This window comes from Fibrella forsythiae (assembly GCF_017353175.1).
Classification (GTDB): Bacteria; Bacteroidota; Bacteroidia; order Cytophagales; family Spirosomataceae; genus Fibrella; species Fibrella forsythiae.
In genome coordinates this window covers 277,925-297,006 of record NZ_JAFMYW010000006.1, presented here as the reverse complement: position 1 = coordinate 297,006, position 19,082 = coordinate 277,925, and the positions used below count along the sequence as shown (strand labels likewise).

Sequence of the window (19,082 nt, the reverse complement as noted above, 5' to 3'; positions counted from 1 at the left end):
TTGAGAGATTGTTAGTATTCATTGAGGATATATTCGGGCCCGTCAATCACGTAGTTTTGACTGGCCATTCCGTTTTGACTAATCGTCAGGATCTGGTATACTCCGCCTCTTGTTACGGTCAGACTAGCGTTGCGAACATTAGTCCCCCCATTGTTGGCAATAGTGAGCGTAAAACTTCCGTTACCACTGCCTGAGGCAGACGACAACGTTATCCAACTTGGCTGTCCACTGATACTCCAGGCGCCATTGCTACTGACATTAACGAGCTGGGTACCGCCTGCCTGACTGTAGTTAGCCAGGTTGCTTGGCGTGATCGTCAGCTGATCACTTAGAGGATTCAGGTCCAGGCCGGCATAATTAATACCTGTACCCGTCACAGCTCCATGCCATAGCGTACTTGTGTTCCCATCAAAGGCATTCGGATAGCCAGTGTTGGCAAAATCGTTATTTGCCGCTCCATTAGAGCCGAATGGCGTTCCTGTCAGCTTTGTACTGCCATTGTAGAATTCCAGCTCGAGTAATTCGCCATAACAATCACTGGCAGCTACATAGCGTACATAACGCCAGGTTATTGCCGTTGACAAAGCGTATTCCTGCCATCCCAGTACGGGCCTTGGTAAGGTTGCAATCGTCGTCCAAGTTGTATTGTCGTTAGAGACTTGTACAGTCGACTGGGAACACCGATCCTGACAAACCGAACAGTTATCGCTCCGGAAGTAATAGCGTACTTTTGTCAAGTTCCCCCCGGATGTTACCGTCGTGGTAGTTGGGCAACCAACAGTGGTAAAGCTGAAACGCCGATAAGGCGCGTTCCAGTCACCGTCATTTGTGTCCGTATTTAGTCCGTACAGTTGCAGAACGTTAACACTACCAGCCCCGGCATGATCCCAGGTATTCTGGTTAGGACCACCGTAGACCCGGAAGCTATTATTGGTACTGCCAGCCAGACTCCACCGATACCGCTCAATACCCGCACCCGTTACGTCATCACCCAGTAATAGCGACTGGCCACTCTGTAGTGAATTAACATACATCACCTTGTTGGTGCCATTTTGACTAATAAACTTATAGCTGTTATTAGCCCCTTCTGCTTTCCAGATTTGGTTTACCTGGCCGGCAACGGGTAACTGGAATTCTACCGTGTTTCCTGCCATCCCTTGTAGTGTATTGGATGAGCCACCAATCATACTCTTGATCACGTAACAGTTCCCAGACACTACGCCATCTCCCGAGTTACCAAGCTGATCGATCGATATTGGTTGGGTGATCCCACCACCAGTCACACTCACACTACCTGTACGGGCGGCCCCTGGGTTAGCTTGCACTGTTACGATAAACGAGCCACTGTTACTGCCACTTGCTGGGCTCACCGTCAGCCAGGAGGCACTACTACTTACACTCCAGTTGACATTGCTGTTCACTGAAATAGATTGGGTAGTACCGCCAGCCACCACGTTGGTCAGACTACCGGGGTTAACGGTCAGGAAAGCTACTGTAGTAGTCGTAGTAGGGCAGCTTACCGACTGAAAATAGAACTGATCCCAGTTCTGGGTTTGAGCCAGTGAGTAAGTCGTTACGTTTCCCCAAATCTGGAGGCTAGGTAATGAACCGGCATTCTCTTGATCCCAGGGCATGTTCTCTGACCGAACCCGATAGCTTGTGCCACCGACTAGTTCTTTGACCCAGCGGTATTTGGTGCTCGTCGCGTTGTCGGGTCCTAACCGAATGGGCTGATTATCGCTATATGCGTCCACATACATGTACTTGTTGGCGCCATCGGCACTGCTAATGCGTAGCTTCCCATCCGTCATGGTCTCGAACTGCCAAACTTGATTAGCTAGCCCTGAAGCCTGGGCTACATGGTTAACCGTGTTGGATGTTGTGGCCTGCAGGTATTGTCCCGACTGTTTGTTGGTGATGACGTAGCAGTTGATTGCAGTCGATGGCTCACTACCACTGCCAGCTGTGCACTCCAGATCATAGCCCACGTAGTTGGTTGAACCAGGCGAGTTGGTATGCCACATGGTGTTTGTGTTTCCATCGAAGGCATTCTGCGGACCATAATCGGCTGTCTGATTATTAAATGCTGCCGTATTGCTGTTGACCTGTGTGCCGGTTAAGAGCTGAGTACCGGCATAGAACTCCAGTTCCTTAATCTCCCCGTAGCTGTTAGGGCCAGCCTGCCACCGCAAGTACCGATACGCCGTTGTGTTGGTGAGGTTGATTTCCTGCCATCCCCCCCCCGATGGAGCAGTCGTGATGGTAGCCAGCGTGGTCCAGGTCTGGTTGTCGGTAGAGCCCAACACCGATGAGCCCGGGAGTCGCTCCAGCCAGCCATCGTAGCGGGCGAAATAACGTACCTTGGTCACTGCCGGGCAGGCGCCAACCAGGTTATTCGTGCCGACGGGTTTCTGCAGGGCTCCCCCAGTTGAGCCAGCCGCTGCCAGCCGGGCATTTGGACTGCTTATGCCTTGTAGGCATAGGGAGCTTTTCTCTACGAAAAGACTCGAGTTGTCTGCCTGCCCGCCGCCACGTAGCAGCCGAAAGCACATCGATGGAGCGGTTGCTTCGAAATAACCCCGCATTGTGTACGACACGGATGGCTTGCCTTTCAGGGATAGCTTTTCGCCAATCAGGTCCTGGTAGGTCCCTCCCGTTACCACAAAGCCAGCCGGGGGAAGCACCTTGAGCCGAAACGAAGACGCATCTTCCAGAAAGAACATCAGCGAAGAGGGAATATCCATCAGCTCGGCGCTGATTGTCAACTCAATTGGCTCATTTACACTAACGATCGATTTGCTGCTGGTTAGCGTAAATCGAATTGGATCATTTGTGGCCTGAGCCGGGCGTGTTCGAGGTAAACCGAGACGGGCCTTACTTACTTTACTGGGTTCAGTAACTGGCTTTGGCCGGTCAAACCCCTTGATCGGTTTAACCTTATCGGGCGAATCACTACCTAATGCTTGCGTACTAAGGGCACTACACAGGCACAGCCAGAGGAGCATTAGACCGTAACCTAATTGTCTCACTGGCAGCGGGTAAACCTTGTTTTTCATAACCTTACATTGTTTAGGATCCACTAATCTGTGTGATCAGCGGATGAAATGTATAGTTAAGTCACCAAAACACATCATCCCGTTTAATAACCCCTTGTAAATATTCAATATGATCACTTACAGGTTTATCATTTTAAATATTATACCTCCAAAAATTCATATTTTAGCAAACCTCATTTAGCAATTTAATATACAAATTTCTCAACTCAAGTTATGATTACGGTAGACACAGTCTATGGTAATGACCAATTCAGCCATCTTAAATAATGGGGAACGTAACACATAATGTGCGCTTTCCTTCTTAATCATTTTTAGTAAAATCTAGGGTACAAAGGATTTTTACCAACTACACTCTATTGACTCAGGCATCGCTTTCTTTTCCGCTATCACATTGTTTAACATGATAGGCGTCGATCAACGATTTCAACCTGTTTTGCCTAAAACCTTCAGCCATATCTTCGTGAAATATAGTCGAGTGGCGAACGCAGCGGCCAACTTCCCTGGAGTGCTTACTTTGTGCACTGGCCTGTTCACAATACATGCACTGCGTCAGGGCGTCGCGGGCTGGGTCGTAACGATCGGTTTCACGGAGTTCTGCCATCAGATAGTACTTCTTTGTGGTTCAGAGAATTAGCCCGAAACTCTAACAGGAGCGGGCAAGTAGTTAAATTCATCTACGTCGGCCGCGTTGGTCGGTCTTCAACATCCAACCGGCAACGATTATCAGGAAGAACAGAAGCGCCGTTTTCCAGAAAAACGGGTCAGAATGATAAAGCATCGCAGTTCCAGGTTGACGGTATAAACGGCTTGCCAATCAGTTCACGGTGCTTCCATTCACGCAAGAGTCGGCGGTATTTTTTGCGCCCTGATTCAATGAATGAGCCATTGGTGTGATACTCCACCATCCACACGTTGAAGGGCTTCGATTTCTGAATGGCGATAAAAACGAACTTCTTGCCTCCTATTGAATCCAGATAAAAAGCGGCCTGCCTGTCGTATTCGTAGGTTTCGCAGGACTTTAGAAAATCGGCATAGGTCCTACAGGAAGTAGATTTGATATCGATGATCAACCGTCCCTTATAAATCAGATCAAGCTTACTTTTCAGTGCCAGGCCGGTAATCGGGTCTTGCCAAAGTCGTATGGTTTCTTTCTTTGAGAATCGTAGCGCCCATGAAAGAAACGGGTCAGCTCTGGCTACGCTGGCCAGCTTTTGCAATAGTACAAGGTCTACGTTTTCGGGCAGATCCTGAATCGTATGCGGCTCCAAAATCAACTCATGCAATGATGAGCCAAACGCAAACGCTTTAACAGGTCTCTCTTTCACTTCGCCTTTCACATCGGCGAGTAGCTCTGACAGGTCGGAGTTTGAGATTCTAGGCAACGAACGGTAATCCATATACGCAACTCGTTTTAGTGGCCCGATGCAGTTTGCATCGGGCCATTATGATGATTGATTAAATACCTCCGCAATTGGCGCAACTCGGCCATTCATCGACATGTTGAACAGCTTCCCCGACATAGCCGCAATAGCCACAAGGCACCAACTGTGCTGGCTCTGGCGTTGGCTTATTCAGCTTGCCGGCTGAGTGCTTTCTGATTGAGTCGGTTCTGATGATGTGCTGGTTTCCGGCGCTATCGTATCCGTCTATGACGTAAGCGCGCCGACACGAAGTAAGGCCATGACTTGTCCGGTACTTCCTGCGGTCAGTGGTAGTGATTCTGTAAGGGAGTGGCATCGGTTACCAGCTTGTTACGAACACTTCCGGTTCTACGTGAACATCGCCAAGGAACTTGATCAGCGGTCTGATTTGGTCGGCACGTATTGTGACACTGACGGTTTCACCTTCAGCTGTATAATTACAAATCAGTCCGTTTCCCGCAAATATGTTATCAGAGCCAACAAACTGAAATTTAGGTGGCTGAGGATCGTGTAAAAGGCCATCATCATCAAGCCACAAATCATTTATACTGTTAAGCGGCACTCTGGTTACAGAATGGCAATTGATAACCCTGTACATTGCTGTTAAGCCTGGCTGCAAGTCGATGTCTGTTACAGTCTGTGCTGTAACGTCTATAAGAATCGCTTTCATAATTCGGTGGGTTTACCCGTTACGGTTGATATATCAGGGCGTTTTGCTTTAAGCTGTTCACGCTGGCAGTAGTAGCAAAATTCATAATTAGAGTCATCACCCATTGAATGCCAGTCATGTAAGCATTCGCGGCTACCCTCGCCCCAATACCCGTAACCGCCCGTTGTAGCACCGCATACAAGGCAAGTTTCCCCATAATTATCTCCTTGTCGAATAGGATGTGTACACATTGTTGAAGGTAGTTTTGGCCCGAACCTGTAGCTGCTCGGGCCTGTGAGCAATTAATCAACGGCTGGCAACTCGGCAATGTGACTGTTACTGTTGAGGCCGAATACGCGGCTAATAATGTGCTGAGGTACGTTGTAGCCTTGGGAAACCGAACCTATGCGCGTGTCGTTAATCGTTTCCTCGCGGTAAATATTGTACTTCCCAGCATACTCAGCCAGATCGGCGGTGCGTTTCGGATCAGCCATAGCATAGCTGAAATTTGCGATGTAATACACACCCTTCGGGGTGATCTTCGTGTTCTCCTTCTTCTCGGGTGTAATGGTTAGAATCACGTCGGCCAATGTCAGATCATCGTAGAAAAGCGGTACAGAAACCTGCTTGAGCGCGTTAACGCTGTTACCGTGAAAGAGCACCGCGCAAAGCCGGTTTTTCTCATCCAGGTAGAACATTTCTACCCACGATTTTTGGCCCATGTTCAAGATATTGGCATCGAAGAACTCCCAGGCTAACGGCTGAAAGCTAAGCGTAGAACCAAGCGGCTCTTTGCCGTTTACATTGAACTCGCCTTTCTTGGCATCGAAGCGGATTTGCCTTGGTGAACCGGTCAGGTACTTAACGTTAGAAACTTGCTGACCTTCGGCATCAGCGGTGAATACTGGTAGTAATTCCATGTGTGAATGTGATTGGATAAGTGGATTAGCCCGATCGTACCGCGTCGGGCCTTCGCGGTACTGATTAATAATTGCTATCGTCGTAGTCTCGTGGGTTGATTACTTCGCTTACCCATTTCCAGATCAAGCAAGCCACGTACAGCGTGAAAAACCATGCTGAATGAATGGCAAGTACCAAGGCCACTTTACCGAGCGTGTTTGCGGCGTTGTATATATCGTGGGCTAACTGCATACTGGTAGGGTTTATGCCCCGCCGATTGTGGCGGGGCATGTGGGCTGTTATGCTCTGCGGATGGTAATTACACCCTCCTGTACGGTGATACTTGCCAGATCGCCGGGAATGAACCCTGCGGCGGCGAACCATTCGCCGGTAAGGTCAAGGCTTGGCAGCACCTTGGTTTTACGGTAACCTGTTGGCCCTGACACTTTGTAGCGGGCCTGAACTTTCTTGGTGCGTATCATCAGTCGCGGAATGCTTTTGAGGGTGAGCCCAGCAAATACGGTGAGCTTGATAGAGAATACTGGTAGGTCTGATACTGGTAGATATTCATACCTGAAACCTTGCCGCCAGCGGCTAATTTGAACGCTTCCGACCATGTGGCGGGGGTGGTTTCGCGCAACTCTCGCGCTACGCGAAACCGATCTGCTTTGCTACGCATACAGCAGGTACTTTGCTTGCTCCTGCGCTTCATATTCATCAATAGCAGCGCTGTAAAAAGCCTCCTGATCGATTAGGCTCAATTCTGCAAGCGCGGCCTCTTTAATGGCGTCGTAGTCTGCTTTTTCGCAACGGGTACATACGGGCAACAGGCTGTAATCTGCCTGGCCGATAGTGGCGGCCCCTGGGCGGCACGAAGCTTTAATAATCTCCTGCGTATCGAGATTATACGCGAAGGCCACAAACTGGCCAGATTGGTAGTATGAGAAACCTTTCATGTTTATTTGATTTAGATATTCGCCTCATTGGCTTATGTAAAAATACATAACTAATTACGTGTAACAAAAACAAAAACAAAATAAATACCTTGATAATGCATAATAAATTAAGTATAGTAGATAACTAAAATGAACTGACGCCACCTAGATATGAAGACCGCACTATTAGCCAGCCGCAACCTAACCAGCCAGGAGCACTATAAGCAGATACTGGCTGCACTGGCCACCCTAGGAACCACTACCCTACTACACGGAGCCGAAGGGGCAGGAAAACAACACGCCGAACGTTGGGCCGCAGAAACCGGAAACCGGCAAACCGGGTACGCGCCAAACTGGAAAGAGCACGGCAAAGCTGCCGGGCCTATACGGGGCAAGATGCTGGTGGCCAGTGCTGACAATGTGGTTGCCCTCTGGGATGGCAAAAGCAAAGGCACCGAAAACGAACTGAAAGAAGCCAGGCGGCAGGGCAAGCGGGTAACGCTGCTACTGGTGTAGCTGGCACTGACTACGGCCGCAGCAGCCAGAAAAAGCAAACCCGGCGCGATGGCGCCGGGGCCGAAGGCCCAGCAAAAGGCGGCGAGGGCGCGAAGCCAGGCGCGAAAGGCCGGGGCGGCGGCTAACGGGCCAGAACGCGACACGGCAACGCAGCAACACTTGAAAAACTTTTACTTTTCCGGGGGGCGCGGGGGAAGACACCCCCGCACTACATATACATCCTTTTGCGGGGACCGCGCGCCGGGCCAACACAGGGAGGTTACCTGATGGCAGGCCCGGCGCAATGGTAGAGGCGGCGACTCTGCAGATACATCGCGTAGGCAGGAGGAAGCTTGCGACCGACAGCAAAAAGCGAAGCCATAAAACACTTCCGTTATTACTGACAGAATGATTAGTATACAACCGTCCAATAAATGTTACCCCTCCGCCTACTATAAGTTTACTTATACACTATAATTTAACCTTAAAGTATCTGCTTTATCCTCTCGAATTGTCTGCAAAAGGTCAATCTCCTTTAATCAGGAGTATCTAAAATCAGTAAATAAATGAGAGACAAGTTTCTTTTCGTTCCCGCCAGAGGGGTCGTCTTACTTGCGGCTGCAGATAGGCAGGCTAGTATCTCTGCTGTGTTTACCGCTAATAAGCGAAGCCGTAAACTTCTCGAAACCAATGCAAATGAGCAGCTACAGGCTGATTTGATCGCTATCGCGAACGCTCCAGCCGCTATTGCTGCTCCGGATACCAGACCAGCTACCCATGCAGCCCTTCATAGATACGAAGTGGCATCTTTGTCCAGAGGGGTCTTCTCTAAACTAAAATCTTCGCTCAAAACACGGTGGAATCGACTCGAATTTGTTGATGTTCCGCCCAACAACACAGAGATAGAGATTTGGGAAACATTCGGTGGGATCAGAATAAAATTAGGCGCGATCCACCTGGGCCAATCACGTTTCGTGCGGATATATCCACAGCCACCAGGAGTTGTAAATGACGTCTATCGGCGCCGGACAGATACAGGTGCAAATGCTCGGCATTACATCGAATTGCCTTCGCTTAATGCAGCAACTAACGTCTTTGTGCGGCGCTATGTGATTCGTGGACTGAGCGGGAAGAACTCTATCGAACTTAATGGAAATATAGCCCTAACGGCAGCGCATACCACGCCAGGTGCAGTAGTTGATGAGGTGCATGCGATAAGCAATGTAGGAGTATCAAACAGAAGGCATAACCTTGTAGCTGGTTCCTTAATGACAGAAAAGCAGCATATCATTAGTCATGCGCGGGGCTGGCAAAAACGCTATCTCTCTACAGGGGTTGGGAATAAACTACCCCTTTCTACGCGGGGCACTCCCTTTTTGTCTTTGTTTGGTAATGTGGTTGTCGATCTGGCAATGATTCCTGCGGATACGATCTTCGACATACATTCTCCCGATTCTGTACTAAGAAATTTACAATTAGACCCCACCAATGTGCTCACGCAGGGAGATGGCTATCCGGCCAACGATTACAACGCAGAAGAATACCTTGCCCTACGAGATGTCTTGCGTACCCGCGAGTTGCTGATTAAAAATTCCATTCCTGTAACTGCCCTTGTTTTTAACCAAATTCTGCCCACAATTTTAGCGATTGGATTCGATTCGAATAAACATTCCAGTGCATTAACAACCCTCTTACGTAGTGGCCGTCAGTTACCTTTCCCTAGGCCTGTGAACATCGAAAATACCCTTAATTATAGAGGATTTAACAATAAGAGGTGGTTTTTTGGGAGTTACGCTTCCCCATTAGACTGTACTAATGCTTATAATGCTGCCGTGGCCCACTATGGGGTTAATGCTACCTGCATGCGACTGCATCAATACAGCTTTAATCAGCCACAAGGTATGTTACTGACCTAGCTTTCTTGTAGGTTGATTGATATAAAAGCATAGACGAAAAGAACCTTACCGGGTAAAATAAGCACCAATTTGTCAAATAAAGCGAGCTGATATCTCTTTGTCTTTTTCGACAAATTGGTGCTTACTCTTTTTTCATAATCCAGAACAAATGCTTCGCTTCGCGCTGCAAATAGAACACATATATACGGCGGCAATTTCCAACGCACATTCTGCTTTGCTTTTGTTTATGGTGGTTGAGTGATAGGTCGATGCCTAACTACTTTAAATTGCGGTGCATCGCACGGCAAGTACGCTGCTAAAAATCCCTGCTGCTACCAACGCATATATCCGCACTATACCATTGTAAACAAATCCGATGCAAGACAGTCAAAGTTAATTCACGGCAGCTTGCGTCCTTATTGAGTGGCAAACTAGAAACCCATAGAGACCAGCATATCAAACACCATCTCTTGCCAACTCGTGAACTGCATTCCACACAAAAAGCCCAGCATGAAGAATACAATAAGTAATAGGAATTGCCTAGCTTCAGTGGTTGTTAATTGTTTCATACTGGCAAGGATACAAAAAAACCCGACGTACGTCGGGTTTCTTGTCTGTAATGACTGCACTGCAGCAAAACTATGGCTATAGTGGATCTGTTAATTGGCAATCTTCGGCATTTTAAATTTATAACTTATACCCTTTTTGCCTGTTAGATCGGCTGTTTTACCAATGCACCTCGTATAGTTTCCATCAGACTTTTCCGTATTTACGTAGAGAATCACCTTGTCGGTGCTAGTCGGTTTGCGCATCCTAATAGCACAACTTTTACCCGCCTCTGGCTCTGCATCAAAAAAAGACCCATTATTAGCATTCATATAATTCCCTGTATTGGAATTGTATTCTGTTGTGTACTGCAAAAACGTTTTCCCTGCAGGATTTGGACTTATACCGGTCGAATAGAAACCATAAAATTTGGGTATACCGGCATCGTAATTGAAGCGAACAAGCCAAGTAGATGCTAATGGATCAATGCTATAACCGCCCATAAGGTCGTATTGGATAATTGCTTTTTCTCCGGTTACAACATTTATGTTTGCAATAATATCCATAGGATACTCTACACCATCAATAATATTGACAAGTCTAAGTGAATGCTGTCCCGGCTTCAAACTTTTAGATTTGATGTAGTTCGTCCCTTTGAAAACTACTTTGGTGTATTTCGCTCCATTTGTGTTAGTTGGCGAAATGTTAGTTGCGTTTATGGGATTGGCCCCAAAATAGTAATCATCAACACGAAATGTTTTTACGTATTTACTTCCATCGTCGCTCTGTACCTGAAAGTAGTAGGTTGTGTTTTTACTAGTAGCCAATCGAGCGTTTTTATCTTCCGATTCATCAGCAGTATCCACGTCCTGCGGATCGTCATCGGAGTCGATAAATGAAATATCGGTTTCGGCTTCATTGGCTGGAAATACCGGTACTTCGACGTTTTTACTACAAGATGTCAGTATCAGGACTGAGAAGAAAAGTATTTTGAAAGCTTTCATGATTACAATTTTGGTTTGATTGTGTACGTTTTTGCAGTTTCAAGATTGAGGTAAACCCCTCTTACATCAGTGCCATTAACAAATGCCAAAATGCATTTACCCCAAGGCAAACACATTGTTTCGTTATAAGCCAGCGCTACGGTATGCGCTCTGTCTGCGGTTTTTGGATCGGGATAATCCTTTATCCAATCCTTAAATTCTACCTGCGTATTGACAGGAACCCAAACCGTTTGCCATCCGGATAACTGGCCTTCCGCTGGTTTCACTTTTACTTTTGCGAAACTCAAATAATCTTCTGGGGTACCGTTGTAAATCCACGTTAGTGATTTAGGCCCGTTGTTCTCGTGTTTTCGCACGAATTTCGCTATCTGTGTTCCGGCCTGCGATCCCGATTTTACACTCACCGTCACAGCGTAAAATCCGTAGTAAAGTGTGCGTGTTTTAAACAAGGCTATACCATTTCCGACCGATGTGGCTTTACGTACAGGCTTGGTTTTGATCGCGTTAAGATTGGCCTGTGCATCGGATCGCGTATTGTATAGGTACCAAGAATAGAGTGCGTTTTTCTCGAAATACCCGCTAGGATACGAAACCTGCCAGACGGAAGATTCGCGATCTGCGGCTATTCGTCCGTTGCTATCTGAGCTATCGTTCTCGTCCCGATCATTGTTTTGATCGTTGTCATCTTCTACCTCTACTACCGTTTCGGGTTGTATGGGTACATCATTCTTCTGACAAGAGGAAAATGAAAGGAGCAGAAAAAGAATTAATGTCTTTTTCATGGTTTCTTGGCATATGAAAAACGCCCGATACCTAAACCGGGCCGGGCGTTTTCTGTGAATAAGAACTGGATGACTACGAGCAGGACAGTATTGTGACTGCAGTAGTAATTGGTCGTCCAATTCGCTTCGTGCCGGCCTTGTTAAGGGCTTTCTCCGCTGGAGGGTTAGTGCCCAACTGTACGATTGCTTTCCATTGGGCTGGCACAGCTGCAACGGCGGGGCTAGTCACTGTACCTGACGCATATTTCACGGCTTTCACAGCTTTAACAGCTGCCGCCGACATAATGAAAATCGTGTAGCTTTTCGTTTTGTCAAACGTTTTTAGCTTCTCCATGCCCAGATCAGCACGCTTGATGCTGAATGATTTGTAGCCGAGTTTCGACGAGACAGCTGTTGACGAAAGGACAGTACCGATAGCGGCGGCTGTACCTTCAACGTATTTGAAACCAACCGAAGCAGTACCGCTAACGCATGCCGACGTGGCCTTTACGCGGTACTTCACCTGGTTAGCCGTGTCGATGGCGGCAAGCCGGGCATTGGCGTTCCCATCCTCGTCATAGGGATCATCGAAGATTTCGTTACTAGATATTCCCTCGTCTGAGTCAGCAAGGAACGATTGGGCTGAGAAATCCTGCGAAACTGGCGCAGGTACGTTGTTGTCGTTGCAAGCAACGAAACCGACTGCACATGTGGCAGCGACGGCAACTGTTGAAAGGAACTTACGGAACATAAGACATAACCGGCGTCAACCGGCTTTTAGTTGAAAATCGCGCAAAGGTGTATTAAACATTTTCACATTTGCAAAATAAATTATGCTTTTTACAAAATTAATTACTCGACAAAAACAAAGGCAACCCGTATGACGAGTTGCCTGTCTGTAGTATACCTAATTGTTAATCTTACTGCATGAATGCTTTATACCAGAGATGAAACTCCATAAAATCACTGATAACTAGATATATACCTCCTGCATCAGTTACAGCTTCTTTCACTTTGTATTGATGTGGTCTCATACGATCAGATCCACTTTTAATTTCTACACTGAGATGCTTACCAAATAAGCAAGCGTGAATATCAGCGGTTCCCCTCTCTGTACTTGACTTACGCCACTTCTTCTCTTTTTCATCATAAATTCCAAAGCAGTTAATGCGGACTGCGTAATGTCCTCTGAATTTCAAGAACTTAATTATAGCCTGAGTCAAGTCAGCCGTGTTCATTGCAGGAATTAGCTTTGATTTCGCTGTAGGCATCCCGCGCTTTCTTGCGTGTTTTTCCTGTAATACCGGTACAAGGAAGAGCTGATCATTTTCCATATTAAAATTAGTTATGCAACAGTACGTAATAAATTAAGTTTAAAGCCCAAAAAAATAGACCGATGTCCTCTATGTATTTAATCAGGCAGATTGTGCCTCTAAGACGCCTTAAAATCACTCACGCAGGCTAGTTGCCTCTTCATCAAACGTAACCACATTGAATAGTTGCTGTAGTCGATTATAAACGCGTGGCCCGTAGGCATCTTTCAGCTCAACAGTTGTGGCGTTAGTGATAATGTGCGTCATGGGGCCGCGTAGTTCTGGTTTGTCGTATCGGTCCTGCAGGATCTCAGCGATTACGTTTAACGCATTACCAAAGTGGCTGGCGATCGTTTCTGCTCCTGCATCATCAATACATAATCCAATAGTACGCTGTCCAAAGTGGCAGTGACTGTAGTTATTCCAGAATGGAGCTTTGTATTTAGCAAATGTCCCTGATTCCCGGTACTGGCTGGCAATTTCCCTACTACTAATGACACGATAAGACTGAATGGCATTTTCTCGGAACAGTCGCATCATTAAGGATTTACCCACTCCGAAACCACCGAAAATTAATAGCCCTTTATTTGGATTGAGTTGCTGGCCAAACAGGCTATAGTCGCCCGTGAAGTACGCGGCAAGCTGTTGGTAGATTGGCAATCGGTATCCATCAATCAAAAATGCTCTGTTCTCTTCCAGTGCCAGGATACGTACTCCCTGCTCGATGATATGATTGAGATATAACCCCGAATGCCTGAATGTGGCGGGTACGTTACCACTTTCCAAAACTGCGCTTTTCGTTTGTTGCTGGAATGATGGCTTGGCTATTACTGCTGAGATTGGTGTTACGGCTTGCATTGGTACGTAGTGATTTTGTGGTGTCTAACATTTTCAGTTTCGATTCTTTCAGGTCATTGAGCATGAACGTTCGAGCAACTACGAGCCAATCTGTCCTGATGGGTTCGGCTCCTGACTTGTCCCGCCAATTGAGAATACGCTGTCGGTAGTAGTCGAGATCAACGCCTTTGTAACGGTCATCATCGCGGAATGCATTGGTGAAAATAAGTGGATCGAAAACGTGAGACTCGGTGAATTTGCAGCCGACCGATGAAACCTGCATTTTAGTCGATTTTGGTTTTTTCCCCTTTACCCTTTTTTCCTTACCTACCACCTTACTATCTACCTTTTCAGATATAATCAATCTATTAGTAAGGTTTATAATATTGTGTACACTCGAGCTGTCTGACTCACTACCATTTTCACCCAAAATCATGGCTGGATGGCTGCAAATGGCGTTACCATGCCAGAATGTAACACGGTAAAACAGAGTTACCTCGCTGAATTTTGGCGTAGTAAACAGCCTTACCTTGTTACATTCTGGCGTGGTACCCCAGCTTACCGCGCTGGAATCTGGCGTAGTAAACCGGTTTACCGTAGTAAATTCTGGCGTGGTAACCGGTTTGCAATACTTTACCGCTCTGGATTCTGGCGCGGTAACTTGGTTTACCGTATCAGAATCTGGCGTAGTAAGTTGAAAATTAATAGTTGTTTTCACGTGTCGATTAGATGAAGGCGTGTAGTCGATATGACTCCAATCGGCCAGTTCCTTGAGCGTTTTCCTATAGGTCGAGCCCTTCAGTCTCGATAGCTTCATTAGGTTTTTGTGATCGACTTCCCAGCACTGTTTAAGACCATCAGTTACCCAACTTTCTGTGATTGCATGAAAAAGAGCAATGTGCCTGGCCTCTGTTCGCACATCTGAAGAAATACGCTGTAGCTGTTCATACCTGGTCATACATCGCGTTACCGTTTGTATCGATTAAGGTACCTTACTACCTCATGTTGCCAGAAACCGTACTCTTTCTCATTAATTTTGAAACCAGTCAGTCGCCCTTCACGTCGGGCTCGGCGAACTGTCTCTTCTGTGATATTCAGTTGGTTTGCTACTTGATGCACATTTAGTACAACATCGTTTGGGATTGGTTGATCGCGCAACCGGTCACGTTCTTCCAGTCGTCGCACAGTCTCGGTCAGGCGCTCCCATTCTGACCGATCTATCAGAATTGCCGTTTGCATTAGACGTTAGCCAGTTTGAGGAGTTCGCGGTTAATTCGTGCATTGTAAATTCTGTACCCACGGATCAATACCATCACATGCCATGCTATCTGGGCGTTGTAGCTATTACCGGCTACAGTTTGGTAAACCATTTGCCGGGTAATTATCAGACCTTTCTTTCGCATACGGTTTACTATGCGCTCGGCGTAGCTGAAGTCTTTAGGGAACTCATTTTTTACAAGTGCCTTGAGCAGTGATTTATTTTGCTCACGGATTGTAGTCTCCATTACTTTTGTGAAGTTTGCGGTTTAAAAAGATTTGATAACAGCATAAAAGTAAAACTAATTATGCTAAATACGTAATAAATTATGCAAAATAAACAAAACTCTATCTCTGAGACAGATTATGTGAACTGGTTCACGGAAGCGTTTAAAGCATTAGAAGTTACTGCCTCCGAGGTAGCGAAACGAATAGGGGTAGATAATGCGAAGATTTATAATATACTGAATGGGAAATTCAAGCCAGGCTATGGTACGATACAGGAAATCCTAACTGCTTACCCGCGCTTAAATGCGAATTATTTGATGACAGGTAAGTTACCCATATTGCACAATAGTGGTGCTGAAGTAGTTGGTACTGGGTTGATTTATATATACTTGCCGGTAATTGTACCACCTAATGACGCTAGTATGAATAACGAAACTTACCCTGTTTTGCTACGTGAAAACAATAAGGATAATCTGGCTGATTGTGTTGTATTTAGAGTTACTGATAGTTCAATGTCACCAAGCTTCCGACCAAGCACAGTGCTTCTAGCGCGTACTGTACCTATTGTAGATTGGGAATACTTAAACTCTGTTCTTGTGGCGGTCAGTTACCGGAGTGTATTGGTGATACGTCGCGTAAAGGAGAATGACTTGCTGACGAAGGGGTATCTAACCCTGTACGCTGATAATGAGCAAGCTGGATACGTGCATGTGAAACGAGAAGATATTAACTCAATATGGCGGGTGTTGGAAATTGTTGGTGGGGGAGTTGAATAACAATCCCCGAACGTATCCCCGAACACATAGGCTACTATTAATAGCTAAGTGTCAGATTTATAGTTACATAGATTGATTTACGAATAGTCCCGTATCGATCACAGTTTATACACAACTGCGCAACAGTTGATGTATATCACCCCTCAAATTATGGCTTCTGGCTGTGATTTGAGGGGTTTTTATTTTCGGCCTGGCTAGCCTATAACTGTACTAGATACGATATACAACGCTGTGAAGATAACGGGCAAAAACAACAGTGATCGACTAAGCCATGTCTGATCAAGTAAATGATGATTATGACCGCGAGTTCAATTTAAACGGCTAGCAGTCTTCCGTATTTACGAATAGGGAAAACGCGCGATTAACATCCGGTTATCCGCTATCTCCGCGGTTGAATCAAGCATACCTTACACACCGATCAAGGGTAAGGATTATAGCCCATAATGCAGCGTGAACAAATAGGATAATAGCAATATTAATGCACTTAACGATTAACTAAGCAAAAGGTATACGTTAGGCGGTCTGTGCATTTTTAAAAAGGAATAGTTCAATAGTTGATAGCCATTATCTCATAATGCAAACGTTTGCGGAAACGTTTGCATGTACATTGGCGCTGGATGACGCTTTATTCTTTTGTAGAATGCTTGCAGGCTTGCACTTACTGGGTATTTTAGTATAATATATCCAGACAGGAGGAATAGAGGGTTATGTTTGCCCATTAGATACTTCCATCGTCTATCTTGCTCAAATTGTATTTTTGCGAGAAGTGGTATGTGTAGATCTGGTATATCACAGTGTGATTCTATTCTGTTGCCCGTGCCGGATTGTGGCTGTTGTACTCAAGCGCTGCAAACCGTTTTTATATCAATTATTTATGGCGAACTATCAGTCAATTCCTGCGGATGAACAGCTAATGGCGCAGCTCTGGATTCGATTTAAATCGGGTGATGAGCGAGCCTTCGATCAGTTGGTGCAGGCGCGGTATCGGGTCCTGTTCAACTACGCAACTCGGTTCACTAAAGATCGTGACCTGATAAAAGACTGCCTTCAGGACTTATTCCTTGAACTTTGGAACCGGCGAGCTGTCATTGTTGAAACACCGTATGTGACAATCTACCTGATCAAAGCATTCCGAAATAACCTATTTCGCCGGATACGTCGTGATTCGGCTCGCCCATTGAGCACTGATGAAACGCTGGAATGGGAAACGATTGCGACGGAGGAGTTAACTGCCGATCATAAATGGATTGCCGATGAGATGCTTGTCTCGACTGAGCAAAGCCTGCGGCGAGCCGTTGATCAGTTACCAAAAAGGCAACAGGAAGTTGTGTTTTTGAAATTTTATGAAGGCCTCACCAATGATGATATTGCTCAGGTGATGGATATCGAAAAACAAACGGTTGCCAATTTCCTATACCGAGCCATGGCGCAACTGCGGACTATTCTGCCTGTTCGCCTGTTTTCCTGATCGACTAAAGTACAAACACAACATCCCAGCTACCTCTGATCGGTTATAGATAGGTCAGAGATAGCTGGGATGTTATGTTTTCGGCCAAGCCAGGAAGCAGGCGGTACTGAAAAAATCTAAAAAAAAGTTTATAAAAAAAGGGTATACGTCAAAAGTGTTTGTCTACTTCTTTGTGACTAGGGAAATTGTCAGACGCTTATATGCCTGATTACACAACGTATACCTTTGAAGAGCTTGTACTGGACGACCAGTTTCGGCGATGGGTGTTGAAGAACGCACCCACCGATCAGGCTTTCTGGACCGAGTGGCTGCAGCGGAATCCGGATAAAGTGGATCTTGTACTGGCTGCCCGGCAGTTTGTGAGTCAGATGCAGCAGGCGCAGGAGGAACTGTCTGATGAGGAGTTCACCAGTGAGGTCGCCCGGATTCGCATTAACCGGCAAAAAGCGCAGGATCTGGACGAACTACAGTCGGTGCCGTTACCAGTACGTCACACGGGGTGGGGCTGGGTACGTATCGCCGCCGCCATTACGCTGGTTGTTGGGCTGGGAACGATGGCTTTTTTTTACTGGCGTACGCCCACAACGCCCATCGCTGTCTATCAGCACACCATTGAGCAACAAGCAGGAACTCTACAGGAAGTTCATAATACCAGCAATGCCAGTCAGTTAGTTCGGTTGCCCGATGGCAGCAAAGTGACCCTTTATAAGGGAAGCAAGATCAGTTTTCCTCGAAAATTTACCGCTCAGCAGCGGGAAGTGTTCCTGGTTGGTGAAGCATTCTTTGACGTAGTCCGTCGGCCGAAACAACCGTTCATGGTGTATACCAACCAGCTGACCACGCAGGTGCTCGGCACCAGCTTTACTGTCCGTGCCTATCCTAATGACAAGGAAGCTAAAGTAATTGTCAAGACAGGGAAAGTGTCGGTTTTTAAGACGCGGCTCGATGGAAAGCTGGGCGAAATGACTGGCAGCGAACCAGCACTGATACTGACCCCGAATCAACAGGCGACTTATCAAACCAGCGGCCTACAGCTGGAGCGTTCACTCGTCGCACTTCCTGAACCATTGTCAACCCCGGCTGGACAGCCTCAGTCCCTCTCTTTTGAGCACACTCCGGTTGTGACTGTATTCAAAAAACTAGAGGCCGCTTATGGAATTGAGATAAACTACGATGCTGACCTGTTGGCCGATTGTGAACTGACGGCTGAGTTTGGTGCTGAATCCCTGTTCGAGAAGCTCGACCTAATTTGCCGGGCTACTGAGTCACGATATGAAGTCGTCGATGCGCAAATAGTCGTTTACAGCAAAGGGTGCCGATGAGGAATTAAGTTGATCAGCCATATCCAATCAAATGAACAGGCGACTTAGAAACTGGCTGACCTGTTCACTTTTCATCAGGTAGTCAGCCTGTCTGGTACAGCGCTATCTGCCTGAGCCCCCAATACTTCTTACCCCCACTCTTACTGCAGTGAAATGATCCAGGTACGTACTGGGTAAGGGGATTCTTTGTGCCAATCCTAAACGAGTATTTTTCAATCT

20 protein-coding genes are annotated in these 19,082 nt (G+C 46.6%); 5 read left to right on the top strand and 15 right to left on the bottom strand.

Annotation, left to right across the window (positions count from 1 at the left end; translation table 11 throughout):
* Positions 1 to 11: 11 nt before the first annotated feature.
* From J2I46_RS19925 to J2I46_RS19890, 8 genes are all read right to left on the bottom strand, one after another.
* Entirely contained in the window at positions 12 to 3,005 is a 2,994-nt protein-coding gene (locus J2I46_RS19925) for a BACON domain-containing protein (protein ID WP_207330813.1), read from the bottom strand.
* Between the two features lie 812 nt (positions 3,006 to 3,817).
* Positions 3,818 to 4,453, bottom strand: coding sequence for a PD-(D/E)XK nuclease-like domain-containing protein (locus J2I46_RS19920; protein WP_207330812.1), 636 nt, complete (start codon positions 4,451 to 4,453; stop codon positions 3,818 to 3,820).
* A 343-nt stretch (positions 4,454 to 4,796) separates the two neighbouring features.
* Positions 4,797 to 5,147: a DUF3846 domain-containing protein gene (locus tag J2I46_RS19915; RefSeq protein ID WP_207330811.1), complete on the bottom strand. Its 351-nt coding sequence runs from the start codon at positions 5,145 to 5,147 to the stop codon at positions 4,797 to 4,799.
* A 281-nt stretch (positions 5,148 to 5,428) separates the two neighbouring features.
* Positions 5,429 to 6,046 (bottom strand): hypothetical protein, encoded by a 618-nt coding sequence (locus J2I46_RS19910; RefSeq protein WP_207330810.1) that lies wholly within the window; start codon positions 6,044 to 6,046, stop codon positions 5,429 to 5,431.
* Positions 6,047 to 6,110: 64 nt separating this feature from the next.
* Positions 6,111 to 6,278 (bottom strand): hypothetical protein, encoded by a 168-nt coding sequence (locus tag J2I46_RS19905; protein ID WP_207330809.1) that lies wholly within the window; start codon positions 6,276 to 6,278, stop codon positions 6,111 to 6,113.
* Positions 6,279 to 6,325: 47 nt separating this feature from the next.
* Entirely contained in the window at positions 6,326 to 6,508 is a 183-nt protein-coding gene (locus tag J2I46_RS19900) for a SymE family type I addiction module toxin (RefSeq protein ID WP_207330808.1), read from the bottom strand.
* Complete coding sequence (locus tag J2I46_RS19895; protein ID WP_207330807.1) at positions 6,508 to 6,705, bottom strand: hypothetical protein; 198 nt, start codon at positions 6,703 to 6,705, stop codon at positions 6,508 to 6,510. The genes J2I46_RS19900 and J2I46_RS19895 overlap by 1 nt, the downstream gene beginning before the upstream one ends.
* Entirely contained in the window at positions 6,698 to 6,982 is a 285-nt protein-coding gene (locus J2I46_RS19890; protein ID WP_207330806.1) for a hypothetical protein, read from the bottom strand. The genes J2I46_RS19895 and J2I46_RS19890 overlap by 8 nt, the downstream gene beginning before the upstream one ends.
* 150 nt (positions 6,983 to 7,132) lie before the next feature.
* On the opposite strand from J2I46_RS19890, the gene J2I46_RS19885 reads away from it, so the two are divergent.
* Together J2I46_RS19885 and J2I46_RS19880 are read left to right on the top strand one after the other, a co-directional pair.
* Complete coding sequence (locus J2I46_RS19885) at positions 7,133 to 7,477, top strand: hypothetical protein (RefSeq protein ID WP_207330805.1); 345 nt, start codon at positions 7,133 to 7,135, stop codon at positions 7,475 to 7,477.
* Between the two features lie 545 nt (positions 7,478 to 8,022).
* Positions 8,023 to 9,372 (top strand): hypothetical protein, encoded by a 1,350-nt coding sequence (locus J2I46_RS19880; protein WP_207330804.1) that lies wholly within the window; start codon positions 8,023 to 8,025, stop codon positions 9,370 to 9,372.
* Positions 9,373 to 10,010: 638 nt separating this feature from the next.
* Here J2I46_RS19880 and J2I46_RS19875 read toward each other — a convergent pair.
* The 7 genes from J2I46_RS19875 to J2I46_RS19845 form a co-directional block, all read right to left on the bottom strand.
* Positions 10,011 to 10,901 carry a hypothetical protein gene (locus J2I46_RS19875; protein WP_207330803.1) on the bottom strand — a complete coding sequence of 297 codons (891 nt, stop codon included), beginning with the start codon at positions 10,899 to 10,901 and terminating at the stop codon, positions 10,011 to 10,013.
* A gap of 2 nt (positions 10,902 to 10,903) precedes the next feature.
* Positions 10,904 to 11,683, bottom strand: coding sequence for a hypothetical protein (locus J2I46_RS19870; RefSeq protein ID WP_207330802.1), 780 nt, complete (start codon positions 11,681 to 11,683; stop codon positions 10,904 to 10,906).
* 73 nt (positions 11,684 to 11,756) lie between these two features.
* Entirely contained in the window at positions 11,757 to 12,413 is a 657-nt protein-coding gene (locus J2I46_RS19865; protein WP_207330801.1) for a hypothetical protein, read from the bottom strand.
* 169 nt (positions 12,414 to 12,582) lie between these two features.
* Positions 12,583 to 12,996, bottom strand: coding sequence for a hypothetical protein (locus J2I46_RS19860; RefSeq protein ID WP_207330800.1), 414 nt, complete (start codon positions 12,994 to 12,996; stop codon positions 12,583 to 12,585).
* A 114-nt stretch (positions 12,997 to 13,110) separates the two neighbouring features.
* Positions 13,111 to 13,833 (bottom strand): P-loop NTPase family protein, encoded by a 723-nt coding sequence (locus J2I46_RS19855; protein WP_207330799.1) that lies wholly within the window; start codon positions 13,831 to 13,833, stop codon positions 13,111 to 13,113.
* Positions 13,748 to 14,770, bottom strand: coding sequence for a hypothetical protein (locus J2I46_RS19850; RefSeq protein WP_207330798.1), 1,023 nt, complete (start codon positions 14,768 to 14,770; stop codon positions 13,748 to 13,750). The genes J2I46_RS19855 and J2I46_RS19850 overlap by 86 nt, the downstream gene beginning before the upstream one ends.
* A gap of 280 nt (positions 14,771 to 15,050) precedes the next feature.
* Positions 15,051 to 15,317, bottom strand: a complete 267-nt coding sequence (locus J2I46_RS19845) for a hypothetical protein (RefSeq protein ID WP_207330797.1) — start codon at positions 15,315 to 15,317, stop codon at positions 15,051 to 15,053.
* A gap of 81 nt (positions 15,318 to 15,398) precedes the next feature.
* On the opposite strand from J2I46_RS19845, the gene J2I46_RS19840 reads away from it, so the two are divergent.
* From J2I46_RS19840 to J2I46_RS19830, 3 genes are all read left to right on the top strand, one after another.
* Complete coding sequence (locus J2I46_RS19840; RefSeq protein ID WP_207330796.1) at positions 15,399 to 16,073, top strand: XRE family transcriptional regulator; 675 nt, start codon at positions 15,399 to 15,401, stop codon at positions 16,071 to 16,073.
* A gap of 874 nt (positions 16,074 to 16,947) precedes the next feature.
* Positions 16,948 to 17,541: an RNA polymerase sigma factor gene (locus J2I46_RS19835; protein WP_207330795.1), complete on the top strand. Its 594-nt coding sequence runs from the start codon at positions 16,948 to 16,950 to the stop codon at positions 17,539 to 17,541.
* A gap of 200 nt (positions 17,542 to 17,741) precedes the next feature.
* On the top strand, positions 17,742 to 18,863 hold the full coding sequence (locus J2I46_RS19830) for a FecR family protein (RefSeq protein ID WP_207330794.1): 1,122 nt from the start codon (positions 17,742 to 17,744) through the stop codon (positions 18,861 to 18,863).
* Positions 18,864 to 19,082 lie beyond the last annotated feature (219 nt).